Source organism: Aeribacillus composti, from assembly GCF_031760945.1.
In the GTDB taxonomy this organism is placed as follows: domain Bacteria; phylum Bacillota; class Bacilli; order Bacillales; family Aeribacillaceae; genus Aeribacillus; species Aeribacillus composti.
The window spans coordinates 1,275,148-1,294,478 of the sequence record NZ_CP134501.1 but is presented as its reverse complement, the minus strand read 5'-3'; the positions used below and the strand labels follow the sequence as shown (position 1 = coordinate 1,294,478).

Genomic DNA, 19,331 nt, shown 5'->3' with positions numbered 1-19,331 from the left:
TTTGGATATCATTTCATGTAATGGAATGCTTTATAAGTAACCTTTCCTCGTATTTTCATTTGATAATAATTTTCCAATCTACTTATTCTTTTTTAAAGGGAATGCAGGATGAGTAAAAGGAATAAAGAATATACTGAGAGCAGTCCGAAAATGAAATTTCTTAAATTGATGCAATAAAAAAACAGTTTGCCATCATTAAGCAAATGGCGAGGAACTTCATTTTTCTCTTCAGACTTTTTGAGAGGATTTTTCTCGCATCCCGGACAAATTTTTTATCCTTTCACACTTCATCTATTGCTAGTTTATATTTTCATTGACAAAGTCTTAGTAGTTTTTTGAAAATATAGAAAAAATTTTGTTGAAGTGGTAAAATAAGATGAAGTATGCCTATCAGTTGAAGGATGGTTTTAGCAATGACAGAAAATAAAAAACATGCACAAATTCAGTCTTTGCTTGTAGGATTCTCAATTATTGACCTGATTGCCAAAAACGGCAGTCCGATGAAATTTAACGACATTCATCATTATACTAATATAGCAAAAAGCAATTTATATAAATATTTAAATACCCTTACGAATCTCGGTGTCCTTCATCGGGATAAAGGAAGCGGCTTATACTCTTTAGGGAGCACACTCATTCAATATGGAATGGCAGCTGTCAATCAAGAGGACCTCATTGGCAAAATCACGCCATTTTTGCATGAAATTAATGCCAAATCGAAAGAAACGACTCTCCTTGCCGTATGGACAACAAACGGCCCAATGATCGTCAAAATGATCCATAGTCATTTAGGGCTGAACTTAGGCGGACAGGTCGGAACAATCCTTCCGATCTCCTCGGCAGCCGGAAAACTTTTTGCGGCATTTAAAAACGATCCAAGTGTAAACGTTTGGAAGGAATCGGAGTTGTCAAAGCTAAGCAAACAGGCGAAAGACGAGCTAATGACAGAGTTTCAGCTTATTGCCGATCAAAAAATATCGTTTGCGCAGGAAGCTTTAGCGCCAAGCATCGCTTCTGCCGCCATTCCGATTTTTAATTTTGAGCGGGAAATTTTAGGGTCTATTATTGTTGTCGGCTTTGAAAAATCGATTCCAGACACTATCGAACATGAGCTAAGCGAATATTTGCTTATAAAAGGAAAAGAAATTTCCGCCGTTTTCGGATGGAAAGAAGAATAAAAAAGAGGCTTTCTGCACCCTTTTAAAGTAGAAGTGAGATGGAATTTAAAAAATAGGAATTGATTTTTACTATTTCATACCCGTGGTGCTAGTTGAGTCTTAACGCTCAACTAGCCCAAGAACAACAAGGGAGTAAGCCAGTAAAATACCATCCAGTGCCGTTTCAAATCCAGAAACCGAGTTCGCTCGAATCTCGGTGATCCGATACGAATCGACTAAAATCGAAAACACGGTTTCAATCACTTTGCGTTTTCGTTTCATCCACTGTTTCCATGCGTCGGATTGGAGAATTCGCTGATTTTTTCGAACGGGCGTCCAAAAAGCGACTCGATGCTCTTCGTACAGCTTCTTTTGCAGTTTTTGGCTGATGTACCCTTTGTCACCTAGGTTATATGGATGTGGAATTTGCGTCATGACGGTTTCAGCGGCCACCCGATCGTGACAAGACGCTTCAGTGACGACATATCCCATCGGAAGCCCTTGGTCGGTGACCTGCAGATGAAGTTTCAACCCATAGAAAGCGATCTTTTTCGAAGCACAATAGCCAATATCCGCAATTCCACGAAACCGTTTGGCGCGATACATTCGGGATGAATGACACAGCTCGATCGGCAAACTGTCCACGACCGCATACGCATGGTGTTGTCCACGCTTGGCCAGCTGGTGCCGCATCCACTTGATCGCAAAGCCAAGCGCTCGGCAGCGACGGTTGTATCGAGAACGTTCAGGGAACAAGTCCTTGGAAAACAAATTCCCGATCACAAACCGGTGCCAAGCCCGTTCGGAAGTGAAGCCTAACAACTTTCCAAGGACATGGACGGCGATGATGACCTCGTCCTTCTGTTTCAACAAATGAAGATTTCGACGTTGAAGATGAATCTGGATACTCGATAGTTGAGCTGATACAAAACACAAAATCGATACATATTGTTTTTGAAGTTTGGCTCGATCTGTTGTAAAATGAAAGTGCTCTTGCATGTGAATTCTCCTTTTAAATGTTTGGTCGCACTTTCATTTTAAGGAGATCCTCATGCAAGGGCTATTTTTATGCTTGTCTGATTTTATCTAGCACCACGGGTTATTTCATATGTTTCAGTAAAAAAGACGGTGTTCGCCTTCTTGTCATTTATAAGGTCAGATGTTATTTTTATCCTTATATGAAAAACCGAGCGTTAAAATATCAACGCCCGGTTCTTTTGTGTACATACGAAACCCTCTTTTATTGATAACAGAAAATTCTGCTATCATCTTGTCGGTACTATTCTTCCAATAATAATTGATTAATCTCCTCATTTCAGAATCCCACAGCTTTCAAGGCTGTGGCTGACACAAAACTTAATACTCTCTTATTGTTAAATTTAAAATAAAAAAGAGTTTGAGTATGAAAACTCCTATTTTAATAAATCAGGACAGCAACCTGCTCTTATGCTAGTTTACATTTTCCATTAATGGATCTGCGTACGTACCCTCTTTCGGAAAATCCAATTTTTCATCAACTGCTTTCGAAGCTAATAGATTTACTTCCGAAAAAGCTTGATTCTCATGTTGAAACATTGCGTAAATCAACGCAACACAGATGCCGATCGCAGCTATAATCGATAACACAACCCCTATAGAATGCGGGCCAAAGGTAAAATAAGCACCAACATGCTCCCAATTTGTTATTGGACTTGTATTCATTTACTATTCCTCCTTTACATTTTTATCCTTTTATTAACTAGTTTTGCTCTTTGACATGATCATTTTTAATCTTCCATTTTCTTGAGTAGATGGAATTCCTTCCGGAAAAGCTGTTGCAGGTATTTCAGTTAAATCAATACCAAGCATCTCTGCTTGCTTTGGTATTCTCAACATATTAAGCTTTTTCAAAAGCAGTGATGTCCAGTAGCCTGGGAGAAATCCTAGAAGGATCACAACCGCTGCACATACGAGTTGTCCAATAAAAGAGATTTCCGGGCCGTTTATATTGGGATAGCCGGAGGCAAATATCCCGACTGCAAGGACTGACCAGATCCCGATAAATCCGTGGACGGTAATAGCACCTACAGGATCATCAATCCCTTTCCTTTCGAGAAAATTTCCAATGAATGGACACATCAATCCTCCAATGACAGCTATAACAAATGCAAGCGCTGGATGATATAAATCTAAACCCGAACCTACTGAAATAACCCCGGCCAGCCCGCCTGAAGCGACCCAAAACGGTTCCCCTTTTGAACCTAAATATGCCCCTATTAAACCTCCCGCTAATCCCATTAAAGCATTGAATACAAAAGCCGATAAATTGGTAGGATTACCGTAAATCGTCATCCATTCCCCATTTGTAACAGCGATTATACAGCCTCCGAGGAAGCCGAAAAAACCAACATAAATGAGCATCAGCCCTAATAAAGTGGACGGAAGATTATGCGGCAGAATATTAACAATTTTCCCATCCCCTGTATATTTGCCGATTCTAGGTCCTAAATTGATCACGACTCCTAATGCAAAAAACCCAGCTATTGCATGAATAACGCCTGCAGCGGCAACATCATGATAACCAAATTGCGTTAAAAACCATCCTTCTCCGTGCCAGCCCCAAGAAGCAGCTAAATTCCAAATAACTGATCCAAGAATATCGGCAAGAATAAGAAATCCACTTAATCGAACCCGTTCGATCAGCACGCCGGATAAGATGGAAGCTGTCGTAGCAGCAAACAGCGCAAAAGCACCCCAGAAAACTCCACTCGCATGATCCGTTATATTCGGACCCATATTTTCACTCCAAGGCAATGCAGCTAATGCCGCTTCACTCATTCTCGGAATCAAACCGTCTGGAAACGCATTGTATATCCACCAGCCAACAAAATAGAAAGCAGGTAACACGACTGCTAACGTCATAATATTTTTCAAAGCCGTCGCCAATACGTTTTTTACACGGGAGATGCCGACTTCAAGAGTCAAAAACCCCGCATGGATCTGCAGCATGATTGCAATGCACCACCAATAGAATACTTCTATTTGGATTGCGGCAAACTGTTCAAATCCCTCCACATGATCATCCCCTTATTCTAAAGATTTCAAAGCCTTTAACCTACCATTTTTCAGGCCCTCCTTCTTCTGTTTCATGAAATTATTTTTAAATAACCTAAATATGCATCATGGAGCCTAGAATAGTGTCTTGAAACCTCTAACGATGCATGACACTTTTCACACGTTACTTGTTTTTGTGCTGTCAGCTTGTTCAGATGATAACACTTTACACAAAATACCCTTTCCTCTTTCTCCCCCCATCCTTGTGCCTGGATCTCATCTTCATTAAAACCAGCCCGCAATGCCAGTTTTTTCAGCTCTTTTAACATTGACCATTGAGCTGAAAGAAATAGCTTTGTACCGATAAATTGACTTTCAAATATTTTGTAAATTTCCTCACTGGATGTTGATGAAAGGACAGTCGCTTCATTCGGAAAAAATTCTGTCCCCTTATACGAATGAAGGCTGCTATCATTTTTCTTCAATATATAGATTTGTTTCTTCGTCTGTTCTGGAATTTTTTTAATAAACATCAACGTTGGCAAAATCATCGGTTCATCAATGATAAACAAAAATTGTTTCCCAGTGATGAATTGAAATAGATTGCCAGCTTGCTGATTTTGCGCAAAAAATTCATCTGCTTCAGAAGCGCTTGTTTTCCCATCTGCTTTTTTAGTCATTTTTCAACCTCCTTGTTTGTTTTTCAACATGGTCGAATCGAATAAGCAATTTGTAATTTTCTCAATTCGAATTTTTCGAATATCAGGATATTCTCCAACGATAAGCTGCAGCTAGTTCGAATCAATATAAAGCAAACAAAGCATTGCCGTAACTTGATTTCTATCAAATTACAACATAGAAAGATAACGGCTAGTTGTGAAGCCCGGACCGTTCGAGCGTGTAAGCATATAAAGAGCATCTGTTAAAGGAATCCGGCGATAAGTTTCAATAACACGCCCATTGACAAATAGATTCTCCCGTTTTTGTTTTAATTGGGCAGCCGTTTGTTGAAAAAGTTTCTTAGATCTATTAAACGAGTCAAAAACGAAGCGTTCTGCTGCTGGACAGCTTGCAATACTCACATCGCCGAAATGAACCCGTCCTGACGGTGAATATGCTATCGCACTGACGATTCGTTGCTGCGCACTGCTGATGGTTTCTTGTAAAAAAGTCGCATGAACGGGTTTGATATCTTCCACAATCAGCCGGGTGATGCCCCGATCGTTAATCGCTTCTAAAATTTGTTCAGGGTCATCCTCCACGATAACCTCTTTATGGGGCGGCCATATATCCATCCAATAATGATCTAAGTGCTGTTTTCCGACATGGAAAATGAAATAATCAGGATAAATTCGAAGTCCGCCCTCCTCATCTGTTAAATCCTGACGATAAAAATCATAAAATCTGGTGACAGCTGCCATAAGCAAGGCGCTAGCACCAGCACTTCCTGCCGGTTCCCGTACGACTATTCCTAGTCGATCATATTGATGAAATCCCGGCAGCAACTCCTCAAAAGAACATTTCACGTCGTTTATCTTGAATTCAAAATCATCGATTCCGATAACCTTTGTTGTGTGCACAATTCCATTTGCTCCTTTCTTGTATGCTCTTAAAGATCTAAAACAAGACTGCCGGATTTTGCCCTTGAAACACATGTTAAAATGACATTGCTTTCTTTTTTCTCCATTTCGGTAAGAAAAAAGTCTCGATGGTCAATTTCTCCTTTTAAAACATGCAGCTGACAGCTGCCGCATCCCCCGATTTTACATGAATATGGCACATCAATATGAAGCTGTAATAAAGTGTCCAGCAAGCTTTTCCCTTCAGGCACCTCAATCACTTTGTTGCTTTTATTGAGTTTTACCCGGAATGGCTGCATCGGTCCTGATTTTGGCGGTGTAAAGAGTTCAAAGTGGATGCTTTTTTCAGAATAACCAATGACTTTGGCAGCATCGGCAAATCCTTTGATCATGGCCTCTGGACCGCAGAAATAAACATGGGTTCCTATCGGTTGATTTTCCATTAACTTTGTTGACATTTTCTTGTTTTCCTTTGAAAAATAAAAATGAGTTTCCTCTGAAAAAAAAGTGGAGAGATGGCGATAAAAGGCACATAATTCCTTTGAAGGAGCGGCATAATGTATTTCAAATGGAGCCTTCTTCTTTTTTAATTCCTTCGCCATCGAAAGAAAAGGTGTAATGCCAATCCCAGCTGCAAAAAATAAATGGCGTTTTGCTTGAAAGCTTAGCGGAAAATAATTTTTCGGATAACTAATGGAGATCTTATCCCCTTCTTTCACATGATCGTGCCAATAAATTGATCCTCCATTTGAATCCTCATTGCGGCGAACGGCGATTCGATAGTAGCCTGTATTGTCCGGATCACTTGTAAGAGAATAGTGGCGTTCGATTAAGCCTGTTTCAGTTTGCAAATAAGTCGTAATATGAGAACCCCCACTAAAACGAGGCAATGGCGAACGGTCTGCTGACACTAGCTTAAAACTTTTAATCGCAGCTGTTTCATGCGTAATTTGTTCTACAATCACTTCAAGTGTTCGCGCCATCATGTAATCCTCCTCCTTTCATGTTTTTTAAAAACAGCTTCTTCACACGCTATTTTCTTCCAATTTTCCCAATTTCAATCTGTCAAGCTTTTTTCTAAATAGCGAATGATTTCTCCTTTGTATAAACTAAATCCTTTATATTCAGCCATATAGTCAGGTAAATCCTTTAAAACTCGAAAAAAACGTTTCAACCAATCTTCATTTTTTTTCAGCTCATCAAGTGATATTAAATGAGTATGAATACTAAATAAAATCCCATTGCTTCGCGGCATACGAAATAGCCTTTGATCCTCCACTCTTAAGTGGACAAGCTGACCGGCATTTTCTGAAGTTACCTTTTCCTTTTTTGGACCCCATTCATCAAAATTCTCAGGGAACGTGTCAAGGATTGGCTCCACTGTTAAAGTCCAGTTTAACCGTGTCCACGGTTTCCCTGCCTCGATTCTCAAAAGAAAATTGAGGACTTTTTTCGCTAAACCGCTGTCGAAAAAAACCGGTACAGGAGAATGGAACTCGGTGTAAGTCATGCCAATATCAAAGGCAATCGACCAATTGGCAGGAAAACACAATTGTCCTGCATCCATATATAAATCACCGTCTCTTTGCCCCATAAAAATGAGATCCTCTTGAACGTGTCTGCCGATAAAATCTAAAGGCTCGTAGGGCAATGTCGATAGATCGCCAAAAGTAAATGTATGTTTCTCATCCAAAAGCTTATTTTCAAACGTCCATTCATGACCATTTTTTATAACCGAGAAATACTCAGGGTAAATAATGGCAAGTTCATCTATTAAAAATTCCAGCACTTCCCACTGTCCATCGATTGAATGTTCTAAAGATTGAAAAGCACGTTCATGGTGGTTTAATAGTATTTGACGCTTTTTATCTATTTCTTCAAAATATTCGGGAGTAATATCTGCAAGTTTCCCGGATTCTAGAGGCCTCGCATTATTAGAATACCTGTAAGAGTCCTTTTGAAATGGAAATGGGAACCTTTTAATAAGCGGAATTTCTTTGATCATATGTTGGTTAGTCGTTTTTACACTCACTGCCCTCTCTCCTCCTCACGATCAAAACTGGATGAAAGAACCTCCCCATGAAGCCGCGTTACGACAAGGGGAAATTCTTTCATTTGTTTAATTTAAAAATGTTGGCTCCGGCAATCGATGTGCCGTATAAATCGCATCTCCATCGCTTTCAGCATCAAAGATCACTTTCGTTTCAGGGGTAAAGATAAAAACATCTCCCGCTTCCCCTACATATTTGTTTCCTTGTTCATCTCTGACGATGATCTGCCCCTTTATAATTACCTTTACTTCTAAGTAAGTATACAAAAATTCAAACTCTTCCGACTTTTGCATAGAGAAATATCCAATTGTTAAAGGCTTCTCTAATGGGCTAATCGGAACGTCAATAATTTGACTTTTCAAAGCCGGTATACTCAAAACATTGTTCAACTCAATTTTTTCATACGTTCCAGCTTTTATTAGCTGAATTCCTGGCTTTTGACTTAAAAATTGATGATCCATAGCTGTTACCGCTGATTCACTCATTCTTTCCACTCTCCTTTTTCAATTTTTATAATCAGAGTTATGTTATGTTTTGTAACAAAAAATGTATTATTTTATAACTCTGATGATCCTATCATAATAACAACCGTAACGTTCTCACAACCGTTTTTTCTCAAATGGCGGGAATATTCACAAAAATCTGTAAAATGTTCTGACAATTAGAGCTTTTCCTTTCGGATCATTCAACATGAGCAGGCAATGAAATTTTATTTCTTTGAGAACTTAACATTATTAGCGCCAATAATGAGATCAGCAACGATGTTTTACACGGAAAGGAGACAGGGAGAGTACCGAATCATTGTAAAATGTAATGACAAGGTTTTTGATTTATTCCCACTATTTAGGAAATCTCTGTTTCTTTGAAAGAATCGTCTATGTAAAAATAAAAGCACAATATTCATAATATTGTAATTTTTGTTAACATTCTTAACAGTAACCTTTAAAAAGGAGTGATGTCAATGGTAGTCAATCAGACAGAACTGCAGGAAGAAATTATGCAAATTCCAAAATGGTGGTCTTACCCAGAAGGATTCGAAAAACTAATTGAAAAAGCACATGAATTAGGCAAAAAGGAGCTGCTGCCCCGTGCTTCTATTTCAGACAAGGAGTGCCGTTATCCTCGGGAAAGCTTACAAGCAATTGCGGATGCTGGATTTGGAGCAGTTACAATCCCTGTTGACGACGGAGGCCTTGGCGCTGGACTAACTGGATTTGCTTTGTTAGCCGAAAGTTTTTCTCAATATTGCGCTTCCACTACTATGTGTTGGGTTATGCACACTGCTGCCGTCCAAACGCTTTATACAGCTGGAACTAGAGAGCAGCGGCAGCGTTATATTCCTGGGGTGCTAAAGGGAAAGATTGGCGCATTAGCCTTTAGTGAACCAGCGACTGGAAGCCACTTCTGGAATGTTGTTAGTTCGGCTCCCCGCAAAGGAAACGGATATTTGTTAAATGCGGAAAAATCATTTGTCACCAGTGCGGGCGAGGCGGATTGGTATATTGTTTGCACCAATTATCCAAATAGCATAGAAGACGATCCATTAATGTTTTTAATTGTAGATCATAATCAGAAGGGAATCGAATATTTTCCTTTTTCAGCTATGGGGCTTCGCGGAAATTCAAGCGGACCGATGAAGTTTAAAGATGTCTTTGTCCCTATTGAAAATCGTCTTGGGACTGAAGGCGGAATGAATGTTTATAATGAAAACGTCATTGATCCGCTCTTTTTATTAGGCACAAGTGCTTGCTGGGTTGGTATTGCTCAAGGAGCCTTGAATGCAGCAATTGACCAGGCAAAGAAAAAAGTCCATAAAGATACAGGAAAATCAGTTGCCGGCTACCAAGTCATTCGCCACGAATTGGCAAAAGCGCAAATTTTAATCGATAGTGCAAGAAGCATGCTTTATCGTACAGCTGAAGGGATGGATCAATGTTTAAATAGTGGAAAAGAATTGTCAGAATGCTTATACCCGCTTTGGGAACTCAAAACTCATGCAGCAGATATAGTCATACAAGTTACAAATCAAGCATTACAAGTTTCTGGAGGAAGAGGATATCTAACCGGGCAAGTGGAAAAATTTTTACGTGACGGTCGAGCAGGTGCAGTCATGGGACCCACAAACGAAATATTGCGCGAATGGATTGGCCGCACGTTAATTGGTGTTCCTTGGTTTGAATAATTTGTATCACTTGATCTGAAATATAACTGTTTGTGCCAATAACTTGTTTCTGAAATGCAAAAAAAGAGAATCGTTAGCCGAATAAATCGCCTTACGAGAGGAGGGAGCCCTGCCTTCCGATTAGTCGAAAGATATTTCAGAAACAAGCTCCACACCCTTTTGTATATTTTTTGCTTAAAATAGTTTTAAAGAAATAAGAGAACAAAACGATCACATGACGACAGATTTTTAATCTTTTTCTTTACAGTATAAAAAATTAACAATAATCGGCTGTTTTTCTTTGTCGAAATCTACTTGTTGTGTTTTTACAAATTCATCAAAACAAACATGAAGGGGCTGTCCAAAAAGTCAGGGTAACTGACTTTTTGGAGCCCCTCATTTTTCACTTTTTAAAAAAAATGCACAAAAAAATCGTCCTTTCTAGTAAAATGAAGTTACCACACAACATTACAGAAAGGACGATTTTTTATGAGCAATCATATGATTACTCGTGAAAATTATAACACACAAATGACACTTCCTCTAGATGGAAAAGAAGAAAAAACTCCTGCCAAAAGAAATTTAGCCCCTACTTTCAAACCATATAACAACCGTCAAGTTCAAATGATTTATGATATTGAATCTCTCATACCCGAACATCACGTGGCACGTGTCGTGGACGAAATGGTGGAGGCGATACCAGATAAACAATTGTTTTCTCATTATAAAGGCGGCGGCAGAAGTTCCTATCATCCCAAAATGATGCTGAAAATCATTCTGTATGCTTATTCTCAAAAGGTTTATTCCTGCCGAGGAATCGAAAAACTCGTTAAAGAAAATATTCCTGCCATGTGGCTTTCAGCGATGCAACAACCAGATTTTCGCACCATTAATGAGTTCCGAGGGGAACGGATGAAAGCTTTCATGGATGAGCTCTTTGAAGTCATGATTCTCAAATTGATAAAAGAACATTACATCACGATGGAAAACTACTTTTTGGATGGCACTAAGATCGAAGCCAATGCCAATAAGTATTCTTTTGTGTGGAAAAAATCCACTTTGAAATTCGAAGAGAAATTAAAAGAAAAAATCCAAGAAACACTAAAGCACATTCATGAATTAACCCAATTAGAAGCCGGAACAGGGCAAAAGGAAAGCGATCAACATACAGAGATCACCGAACAAAACCTGGAGGAAATCGCAAAAGAAATAGAAGAAAAAGTTGAAACGCTAACGGAAGAAATCGAAAAGGAGACCGATACATCCATTCGGAAAGAGAAGCGAAAAAAACGCAGTCAATTAAAGAAATCGGTGAAACAAATTCGGGAAGATTTCCTGCCCCGAATGGCAAGATACAAGGAACAAAAGGAAATGTTCGGTGACCGTAACAGCTACTCGAAAACAGACAAAGACGCAACCTTCATGCGCATGAAAGAAGACCATATGAAAAACGGTCAGCTCAAGCCCGGATACAACGTGCAAATGGGGACAGAGAATCAGTTTATCTTGTTTTATACTATTCATCAACGACCGACCGATACACGTTGCTTTATCCCACATATGGAGAAGCTAGCCTCCACTTCATTACCGATGCCCCAAACAGTTATTGCGGATGCAGGCTATGGTAGTGAAGAAAACTATGTATATGCAGTTGGTGATGAGAAAGAGCCCCGGTTTGAGTTTCTAATTCCTTATGGGAGCTATGTAAAAGAACAAACACGTACATACAAAAAAGACATTAAAAATGCCAAAAACTGGACCTATTGTGAAGAGGATGATTGTTTTATTTGCCCGAATGGAAGGAGAGTAACGTTTAAAAAATACCAAAACAAAAAGAATCCATCTGGCTATGAACAAAGCTTCAAAATATACGAATGTGAAGATTGTACCGATTGCCCATTGAAAGCGAAATGCACAAAAGCGAAAGGCAACCGACAAGTTCACTGGAATCCCATCTTCGAAGAAATGAAAGCAAAGGCCAAAACAGCCCTTGAATGTGAAGAGAAAGCCGCTATCTACGCTCGACGCAAAGTCGAGGCAGAAAGTGTGTTCGGTCACATCAAGGGCAATCGGTCGTTCCGCAGATTTTCTTTGCGGGGCCTCGACAAGGTACATGTCGAGTTTGGGATTGTGGCATTAGCCCACAACTTCCTGAAAGTAGCCGGCATCCGCCAGCTACTTTCAGATAAAAATCGAAAAAATATAAAAGCAAGTGGAGAGAAACGAATTGTTTTTCTCCACTTGCTTCATTTTAGGGACTTATCGGACAGCCCCTTCTTTTATGCGTATACAATTGAATTGGTCATAGCTTTGCCGTTTTGACAACCAATGAAAAATACATTGCCATGCTAGGACATTTGAGAAGCAATATCGTTTGATTTACCCTTCTCTTCTATCGACTGATCAACATCTGAATAAGCCGGTTCTTGATGAAAGCTTAAATCAAGGCCAAGCAGCTCGTCTTCTTTTTTCACACGCAACGGTGTAAACAGCGAAACAATTTTCAAAACAATATATGTTCCTACTGCCGCAAGCAAAACAGCCACAATCACTCCTATAACCTGATGGAACAGCTGTTCAGGATTTCCATAAAACAAACCGTTATTCCCTGCCGGATTCACTGACTTAGTAGCAAAAAGTCCTGTTGCAATGGATCCCCATATTCCGCAGATGCCATGTACTCCAAAAGCATCTAACGTATCATCATATTTTAGACGTGCTTTCACAAAATGGATAGCAAAATAGCAGATAGGGGCGGATGCAAGTCCAATAATCAAAGCTGAAGGGATTGTGACAAATCCTGCTGCTGGAGTTATGCCAACAAGACCGCCTATTGCCCCAGTGGCAGTTCCTACTAGCGTCGGGCGCTTGCGAACCATCCATTCTATGATCAGCCATCCCAAGCCCCCGGCTGCTGCGGCAACTTGTGTATTGGCAAAGGCAAGAGCGGTAATACCATTTGCACTAAGTGCACTTCCTGCGTTAAAACCGAACCAGCCAAACCAAAGAGTGGCCGCTCCAATAAGAAATAAAACAATATTATGAGGAGCATCATTTTTCTTCATATGTTCATATCTCGGCCCAATTACGAGTGCAGCTGTTAATGCGCTAACACCGGAAAGTATATGAACAACCGTACCTCCAGCAAAATCAAGTTCGCCCATGGCAAAAAGCCATCCGCCTCCCCATACCCAATGAGCCATTGGTGCATAAACAAAGGTGATCCATAAAACCGAAAACATTACCCATGCAGGAAAAGAAATACGCCCTGCAATTCCTCCGGAAATAATCGCAACCGTTATAGCAGCAAATGCACCTTGAAAAATGGCAAATATATAATGAGGGATGGTTAATGAACCAAAAGCAGCCTCTCCTCCTACTCCGTTAAATGCCAGGTAGTCCAGTTTTCCAATGATTCCCCCTACATCCTGTCCAAAGCTGAGGCTGTATCCCCATAGCACCCAAACAATGGTCACAGTTAAAAGACTGACAAAGCTGTGCATCATCGTTGATACAACATTCCGTTCACTTACAAGCCCTCCATAAAAGAGAGCCAAACCAGGTACATGCATAAAAATAACGATAGCCGCTGCTACGAGCAACCAAGTTGTATCCCCCGTATCAACCACCGGCTCGTTCTCTTGCGCAAAGGCTGAAATCGGAAAAAGGAATAAAAGATAAAGAAGAAAAACGAAAAATATTGAAGCTCTTTTCTTTACGAAACCATCCATAGGAATCCTCCTCCTTACTTTTTTCATTACTCTAGCTTTCGGTAGCGATTTGTTCAAAACGATTTAATCGAAAAAAGGAAATATCATGTTTTGTTTTCCCAAGCGTGACTAAATCTGCTAAAATGCTCCCAACGATGCTGGCAAACTTAAACCCATGTCCGGAAAATCCACCGGCTAACAACACATTGCTGAAGTTTGGATGAAAATCGATAATAAAGTCGCTATCAGGAGTAAGTGAATATAAACAAATTTTACCATCGGTCAGCTCGCCGGCAGCCTGCGGCATATATTTTTCAAGAAAGCTTCGTACATCACGTTCATCTTCACAGTAAGAACCAAATAGTCTGTTCACGGAATCTGGATCACTTTCAATCCCCATGTCATGACGTCCTATTTTTACACCTGTTTTCCGAAAATTCGGAAAACCATAATAATGACCTTCTTTTGTGTCAAAGACAAAAGCAGGAAATTGACCAAAATCATATAGTCCATCCTCCAACGGTGCAAACCATGCAACAGGTTTTCGGATCACTTGGATCGGAAAATCGAGTTCCGGCAATAATTTCGGAATCCATGCACCAGCTGTGATCACTAAATTGGCTGCTTGAAAACGTCCCTTCTCCGTAATGACCTCCGACATATCCGATTGAATGGACAGCTTTAAGACAGGATTGTTTTCCAACAGTTTGGCTCCCAGTTTTAAAGCTTCTTCTTTATAAGTTTGAATACATACTTCACATAACAAAAATCCTGCTTGGGGATCAAAACAGGCAGTAAAATCTTCGGGAATTTGAATGCCTTGCCATTTGTTCATCACCATGCTTGCTGTGAACATTTCAATTGGGAGGTTGTGATGAATAGAGCTTTGAATCGTTTCATTGACAAAAGATGAATCGCGTTCGCCGACAACTAAAGTGCCTGTTTGATAAAATAACGTTTTTCCTGTTTGCTCTTGCAGTTCCATCCATAACCGGTATGCTTCTTTAACTAAATCAACATATTTTTCCCCTTGGCCATAACCAAATCGCAGCATTCTTGTTTCCCCGGCGTGGCTTGCAAAGGAATTTGGAACAGAAAATTGATCAATCATCAACACGCTTTGACCATTTTGGGCTAAATAATAGGCTGCAGCACTTCCTGCAGAACCTGCTCCAATAACAATCACATCGTACATCCCGTCATAATTCATACGAATTCCTCCATATAAATCAATACGATTTGTTTTTAGTAGCCTTTTAAATATTTTTCAACTTCCCATTCGCTGACATAGTCATGATATTCTTTCCATTCAGCCTTTTTTCGTTTAATAAAGGTCTCCATAAATGTTTCCCCTAGTGCCTTGACTAACACTTCATCGCTTTCTAATGCTTCAATCGCTTCATTCAATGTAGAAGGCAATTTGTCAAATTCATTTTCTATCGAATGGAACATGTATAAATTTCCGTTAAATGGATCTCCTGGATCCATCCGCTTTTCGATGCCGTCCAATCCCGCTGCTAAAATCGCAGCAGTCGCCAGGTACGGATTACAGGAACCGTCCATGGCCCGAAACTCAATCCTTCCAGCATCAGGAATGCGAATAAGCTGTGTGCGGTTATTCCCTCCATAAGAAATAAAATTAGGAGCCCATGTAGATCCAGATGAGGAATTTAACGCTCCTAGCCGCTTGTAAGAGTTGACAGTTGGACAGACAATAGCAGCCAAGGCTTTTGCATGATTGAGAATACCTGCAATAAAATGATACGCGACTGCAGACAATCCAAAGCCTTTTGGATCATGAGCATCTTCAAATACATTTCGTTCTTCCCGCTCATCCCATAAGCTTAAGTGCATATGGCAGCCATTCCCGGTCAGATTGGAAAATGGCTTCGGCATAAACGTGGCGATTAGTCCTCGTTCCTCTGCCATGGTTCTAATCATATATTTAAAAAATGTATGCCGATCAGCAGACGTCACCGCATCTGAAAAATCAAAATTGATTTCAAATTGTCCATTGGCATCTTCATGATCTGCTTGTGTGACATTCCATTTCAATTCATTCATATACTCAATCAAAGTGCCTAAAAATTCGATATTTCTCATAAGCGCCTGCTGTTGGTAACATGGTTTCAATTCTTTATCCTGTTCATCAAACGGGGCAATTTTCCCGTCTTCTCCCTGTTTCACAAGGAAAAATTCCGGTTCCACTCCCGTTTTCATCGTATATCCCATGCTTTTTGCTTGCGTCAGCACATTTAACAAAATCGTTCTCGTACAAAACGGCCAAGGAGTTCCATCTTCCGTTAAAGTTCCGGCAAACCAAGCAATCTCTTTATTCCACGGTAATATAGTCATAGAACGCAAATCAGGGATGCACAATATATCGGGATCATGCGGTCCGTGGCCGAGATCGCCTACAGCAAAACCGGCGAATCCAGCCCCTGATTGGCAGACTGACTGTAAACGGGAGGAAGGAATTAATTTCGCACGTAAAGAACCGTTCAAATCCGAAAAGGAGGCTAACGCCAATTTGATCTTTTTACCTTCGATATATTTTAACGTCTCCTCCAACACCTTGTTATTGCTTTCCACTATACCGATCAATGATCATCACCATCCCTTATTTTTTACACTTTTAAAAGATCTTTAAATGAACTCCCATGGTCAAGGCTTGCAAAATACGGTTTTTTGCCCCCTAATCCTACTAGAGGAACTCCTGTAATATAGGAGGTGACTAATGTTAACGAGCGCAAATCGGTAGGATCTAAATCACTGACTCTGCTTTTTCCGCACGATCTTGCAAAAATTTGCATTTCCATCGTGATCGAATTGATATAATTCTCCACTCTTTCAGCGGCAGCTGTAGGATCTAATCTCGCCATTAACTCAGGATCTTGTGTCGCAATACCGACCGGGCATTTACCCGTATGGCAATGATGGCATGCACCAGGTTCTGTCCCTAAGGCATGGTAGTCTTCTATATAAATTGGCCGCTGGCAATTAAGGGCAATTAACATTGCTGAACCCATATAAACGACATCCGCACCTAGTGCGATGGCTTTCGCTGCATCAGCGCCATTACTGATTCCGCCGCCGATAATTAGCTTTACTTCGTGCTTCATACCGATATCGTAAAGTGCTTGAGCTGCTTCAACTACAGCGGAAATGGTCGGAATCCCTGTATGATCCAATTGGATTTCCGGTGAGGCAGCGGTTCCTCCTTCCATTCCATCAATGACGACTGCTTCCACCCCAACCTTTGCCGCCAGCTTTACATCATCATAAACGTGTCCGGCCCCAATTTTAATAAAGATCGGCACTTCATAATCAGTCGCTTCCCGAATTTGCTCTACTTTTACCCCTAAATCATCTGGCCCCATCCAATCGGGGTGCCGGCACGGGCTTCGTTGATCGACTCCTGCAGGAAGATCCCGCATTTTTGCCACTTCTTCAGAAACTTTATGTCCAAGAAGCGTTCCGCCCGTACCTGGTTTGGCACCTTGGCTCACGACAATTTCTACCGCATCGGCTTTTTTCAAATCATAAGGATTTAAACCGTAGCGGCTCGGAAGCAATTGGTAGACCAATTTCTCCGAATATTCACGTTCTATCGGATGCATGCCCCCATCGCCCGTACATGTACTGATGCCGCATCTAGTCGCTGCAATGCCAAGCGCTTTTTTAGAATGAGCATTAATCGCCCCAAAACTCATCCCTGCAATCATGATCGGTGTTTCGAGTACGAGGGGACGTTTCACCTTTCCTTCTCCTATAACAACTTTTGTATCGCATCGCTCCCGATACCCTTCCAGCGGTACCCTTGACAGTCCTGCCGGAGTAAAGACGAGATCGTCAAAGGAAGGTAAGTCCATTCTTTTTGTAGCTTGGCCGCGGATGCGATATCGTCCAATCTGAGCTTTTTCTTGAATTTCTTCAATTTTTTCCGGACTCCACACCTTGCTTTTTCTTATAAGATTTCTTTCCATACGCGAAACTCCTTTTTATTAAAATGATGAAGCAAGCCGTTAGGAACAATTTTTTGAAAAGAGGGCGGCGGTTCTATTTGATAGAAATCAAGCAAACTCTTTATCTCATCTTTTTCCTCTTCCGACACTTCCTCTACCTTTGTTCCATTCCCCAGCTCCGCAATTTTCCCGCCAACATAGATCACTCCATCATACATGGAATCTCCCAGCGCTTTCCCAGCATCTCCACAAATAATCATTTTTCCTTTTTGCATCATAAAACCGGTCATATATCCGGTATTACCGCCAATAATTAAAGTCCCTCCCTTCATGCTGATTCCCGCCCTGGCGCCTGCCTCTCCTTTGACAACTACGATACCGCCTCTCAGCGAAGCTGCACAGGAAGACGCTGCATTTCCATTTACGACAATTTCTCCGCTCATTAAATTTTCACCAACTGCCCAGCCGCAATTCCCGTTTATGGTCGCTGTCACCTTATCACATAAACTCACTGCATAGTAGCCGACATCTCCGTTATAAATGAGATGAATCGGATCTGTTATGCATACTCCAAGGTTATGGCGTGCGAGAGGGTTTTCGATGATGACCTCCTTTATATTATTTTTCGCAAAATCCCGAATCATTTGGTTGATTGAAGTCACCGTTTCACTCTTGCAATCAATTACTATACTTTCTTTCACAGATTCCATACCAATACCTCCTCTGCCCCTGGTTCTCTTACTGGCAAGCTTTCCCCAAAGCCATTTGTAATTGCTAAGCTTTCAGAAGCAAAAGCGATGAAATCATCAGTTTCCGCAAGCACAATCGGCTTCATACTAAAAGGTTCTTTTGCTAAACCGACTGCTGTCGGCGTAACAGCAATATAGCTAAAAGAGCCGTCTAAATCATGAACAGATGCTGTCATTGCTTCTTTTAAGCTGGCTCCTTTCTTCATTTCATCTACTAAATAAACGGCAATCACTTCCGAATCGTTTCCGGTTATAAATTGATAGCCTTTCTTTTCGTAGTATGCTCTCAATTTAATGTAGTTTGTCACATGGCCATTGTGAATAATCGTTAAATCTTTGAAAGAATTGCAACAGAGCGGCTGCGAATGGGAAATATCGACTTTGCTTTCTGTCGCCATTCTTGTATGGCCTACAGCAACTTGCCCGTCATATACGGAAAGCTTAAATTGCGCATCTAAAAGATGAGCTCCCCCTAAAGATTTCAACACTTCAATCGATTCTCCGATGTTTGCGACTGAAATGTCTTCGTCCAGCTGACTGATTCCTTGAACAATATGTTGGATATCTCCTGAATGGAAAATTTTTGTTCTGACGTAATTGCCATGATCAGATGAATACAGCACATCTGCTTTATCTTTTAAGAAGGAAATGATTTTCTCCCCGTTGCCCCTTGTTTCATAATTCACATCAACATATAAGACGTTCTCTTCCTTTGGATGGAGAATGGCAACTCCTGTTGAATCAGGACCTCTTCGAAACAAACTGTCCAGCATTGCCAATATGACTTCGCCTGTTTTCCTTTTGTGATTTGGATTTTTAAAGATGACACCACTGATCCCGCACATCTTTTTTCCCTCCAGTCGTTGAAAAATTTTTGGAACTTTTTGTGAGAGGTTGTGGTTATATACAATATTCCATAATTTTT

General features: G+C 40.6%; 17 protein-coding genes. 3 read left to right on the top strand and 14 right to left on the bottom strand.

What is annotated here, in order from left to right:
* The first annotated feature begins 413 nt into the window (after positions 1-413).
* Positions 414-1,178 carry an IclR family transcriptional regulator gene (locus RI196_RS06415; protein WP_094245469.1) on the top strand — a complete coding sequence of 255 codons (765 nt, stop codon included), beginning with the start codon at positions 414-416 and terminating at the stop codon, positions 1,176-1,178.
* A 99-nt stretch (positions 1,179-1,277) separates the two neighbouring features.
* Here RI196_RS06415 and RI196_RS06410 read toward each other — a convergent pair whose 3' ends face one another.
* From RI196_RS06410 to RI196_RS06375, 8 genes are all read right to left on the bottom strand, one after another.
* The gene (locus RI196_RS06410; protein ID WP_311066496.1) at positions 1,278-2,156 is read right to left on the bottom strand and encodes an IS982-like element ISGth1 family transposase; all 879 of its coding nucleotides are present in this window, start codon (positions 2,154-2,156) and stop codon (positions 1,278-1,280) included.
* Positions 2,157-2,606: 450 nt separating this feature from the next.
* On the bottom strand, positions 2,607-2,858 hold the full coding sequence (locus RI196_RS06405) for a hypothetical protein (protein WP_144598252.1): 252 nt from the start codon (positions 2,856-2,858) through the stop codon (positions 2,607-2,609).
* Between the two features lie 33 nt (positions 2,859-2,891).
* On the bottom strand, positions 2,892-4,211 hold the full coding sequence (locus tag RI196_RS06400) for an ammonium transporter (protein ID WP_311067108.1): 1,320 nt from the start codon (positions 4,209-4,211) through the stop codon (positions 2,892-2,894).
* Positions 4,212-4,282: 71 nt separating this feature from the next.
* The gene (locus RI196_RS06395) at positions 4,283-4,870 is read right to left on the bottom strand and encodes a dimethylamine monooxygenase subunit DmmA family protein (RefSeq protein WP_144598253.1); all 588 of its coding nucleotides are present in this window, start codon (positions 4,868-4,870) and stop codon (positions 4,283-4,285) included.
* A gap of 168 nt (positions 4,871-5,038) precedes the next feature.
* Positions 5,039-5,770, bottom strand: a complete 732-nt coding sequence (locus RI196_RS06390) for a hypothetical protein (RefSeq protein ID WP_063389437.1) — start codon at positions 5,768-5,770, stop codon at positions 5,039-5,041.
* A gap of 29 nt (positions 5,771-5,799) precedes the next feature.
* Positions 5,800-6,756 carry a PDR/VanB family oxidoreductase gene (locus RI196_RS06385; RefSeq protein WP_144598254.1) on the bottom strand — a complete coding sequence of 319 codons (957 nt, stop codon included), beginning with the start codon at positions 6,754-6,756 and terminating at the stop codon, positions 5,800-5,802.
* Positions 6,757-6,827: 71 nt separating this feature from the next.
* Positions 6,828-7,802, bottom strand: a complete 975-nt coding sequence (locus tag RI196_RS06380) for a heme-dependent oxidative N-demethylase family protein (RefSeq protein WP_235600511.1) — start codon at positions 7,800-7,802, stop codon at positions 6,828-6,830.
* Positions 7,803-7,889: 87 nt separating this feature from the next.
* On the bottom strand, positions 7,890-8,306 hold the full coding sequence (locus tag RI196_RS06375) for a EutQ-related cupin domain-containing protein (protein ID WP_066251087.1): 417 nt from the start codon (positions 8,304-8,306) through the stop codon (positions 7,890-7,892).
* A 476-nt stretch (positions 8,307-8,782) separates the two neighbouring features.
* Between RI196_RS06375 and RI196_RS06370 the strand changes: the two genes are divergently transcribed.
* Both RI196_RS06370 and RI196_RS06365 read left to right on the top strand, forming a co-directional pair.
* Entirely contained in the window at positions 8,783-10,003 is a 1,221-nt protein-coding gene (locus tag RI196_RS06370) for an acyl-CoA dehydrogenase family protein (protein WP_082830405.1), read from the top strand.
* Positions 10,004-10,471: 468 nt separating this feature from the next.
* Positions 10,472-12,304, top strand: a complete 1,833-nt coding sequence (locus RI196_RS06365; RefSeq protein ID WP_311067107.1) for an IS1182 family transposase — start codon at positions 10,472-10,474, stop codon at positions 12,302-12,304.
* Positions 12,305-12,330: 26 nt separating this feature from the next.
* Here the strand turns inward: RI196_RS06365 and RI196_RS06360 are convergent, their stop codons facing one another.
* Genes RI196_RS06360 through RI196_RS06335 form a run of 6 tightly spaced genes read right to left on the bottom strand, consistent with a single transcriptional unit; the run spans position 12,331 to position 19,251 of the window.
* Positions 12,331-13,713, bottom strand: coding sequence for an ammonium transporter (locus tag RI196_RS06360; protein WP_066251084.1), 1,383 nt, complete (start codon positions 13,711-13,713; stop codon positions 12,331-12,333).
* A 31-nt stretch (positions 13,714-13,744) separates the two neighbouring features.
* Positions 13,745-14,902: an N-methyl-L-tryptophan oxidase gene (gene solA, locus RI196_RS06355; protein WP_063389441.1), complete on the bottom strand. Its 1,158-nt coding sequence runs from the start codon at positions 14,900-14,902 to the stop codon at positions 13,745-13,747.
* 35 nt (positions 14,903-14,937) lie between these two features.
* Positions 14,938-16,296, bottom strand: coding sequence for a type III glutamate--ammonia ligase (glnT, locus tag RI196_RS06350; protein WP_199757349.1), 1,359 nt, complete (start codon positions 16,294-16,296; stop codon positions 14,938-14,940).
* 23 nt (positions 16,297-16,319) lie between these two features.
* Positions 16,320-17,678 (bottom strand): FMN-binding glutamate synthase family protein, encoded by a 1,359-nt coding sequence (locus RI196_RS06345; protein ID WP_311067106.1) that lies wholly within the window; start codon positions 17,676-17,678, stop codon positions 16,320-16,322.
* Complete coding sequence (locus RI196_RS06340) at positions 17,660-18,367, bottom strand: GltB/FmdC/FwdC-like GXGXG domain-containing protein (RefSeq protein WP_063389443.1); 708 nt, start codon at positions 18,365-18,367, stop codon at positions 17,660-17,662. The genes RI196_RS06345 and RI196_RS06340 overlap by 19 nt, the downstream gene beginning before the upstream one ends.
* Positions 18,355-19,251 carry a class II glutamine amidotransferase domain-containing protein gene (locus tag RI196_RS06335; RefSeq protein WP_063389444.1) on the bottom strand — a complete coding sequence of 299 codons (897 nt, stop codon included), beginning with the start codon at positions 19,249-19,251 and terminating at the stop codon, positions 18,355-18,357. The genes RI196_RS06340 and RI196_RS06335 overlap by 13 nt, the downstream gene beginning before the upstream one ends.
* Positions 19,252-19,331 lie beyond the last annotated feature (80 nt).

Coding starts and splice junctions, on each gene's coding strand:
- RI196_RS06335 (WP_063389444.1), bottom strand. CDS start 19,251: ATGTGCGGGATCAGTGGTGTCATCTTTAAAAATCCAAATCACAAAAGG.
- RI196_RS06405 (WP_144598252.1), bottom strand. CDS start 2,858: ATGAATACAAGTCCAATAACAAATTGGGAGCATGTTGGTGCTTATTTT.
- RI196_RS06370 (WP_082830405.1), top strand. CDS start 8,783: ATGGTAGTCAATCAGACAGAACTGCAGGAAGAAATTATGCAAATTCCA.
- RI196_RS06395 (WP_144598253.1), bottom strand. CDS start 4,870: ATGACTAAAAAAGCAGATGGGAAAACAAGCGCTTCTGAAGCAGATGAA.
- RI196_RS06385 (WP_144598254.1), bottom strand. CDS start 6,756: ATGATGGCGCGAACACTTGAAGTGATTGTAGAACAAATTACGCATGAA.
- RI196_RS06360 (WP_066251084.1), bottom strand. CDS start 13,713: ATGGATGGTTTCGTAAAGAAAAGAGCTTCAATATTTTTCGTTTTTCTT.
- RI196_RS06340 (WP_063389443.1), bottom strand. CDS start 18,367: ATGGAATCTGTGAAAGAAAGTATAGTAATTGATTGCAAGAGTGAAACG.
- RI196_RS06345 (WP_311067106.1), bottom strand. CDS start 17,678: ATGGAAAGAAATCTTATAAGAAAAAGCAAGGTGTGGAGTCCGGAAAAA.
- RI196_RS06375 (WP_066251087.1), bottom strand. CDS start 8,306: ATGAGTGAATCAGCGGTAACAGCTATGGATCATCAATTTTTAAGTCAA.
- RI196_RS06365 (WP_311067107.1), top strand. CDS start 10,472: ATGAGCAATCATATGATTACTCGTGAAAATTATAACACACAAATGACA.
- solA (WP_063389441.1), bottom strand. CDS start 14,902: ATGAATTATGACGGGATGTACGATGTGATTGTTATTGGAGCAGGTTCT.
- RI196_RS06410 (WP_311066496.1), bottom strand. CDS start 2,156: ATGCAAGAGCACTTTCATTTTACAACAGATCGAGCCAAACTTCAAAAA.
- RI196_RS06415 (WP_094245469.1), top strand. CDS start 414: ATGACAGAAAATAAAAAACATGCACAAATTCAGTCTTTGCTTGTAGGA.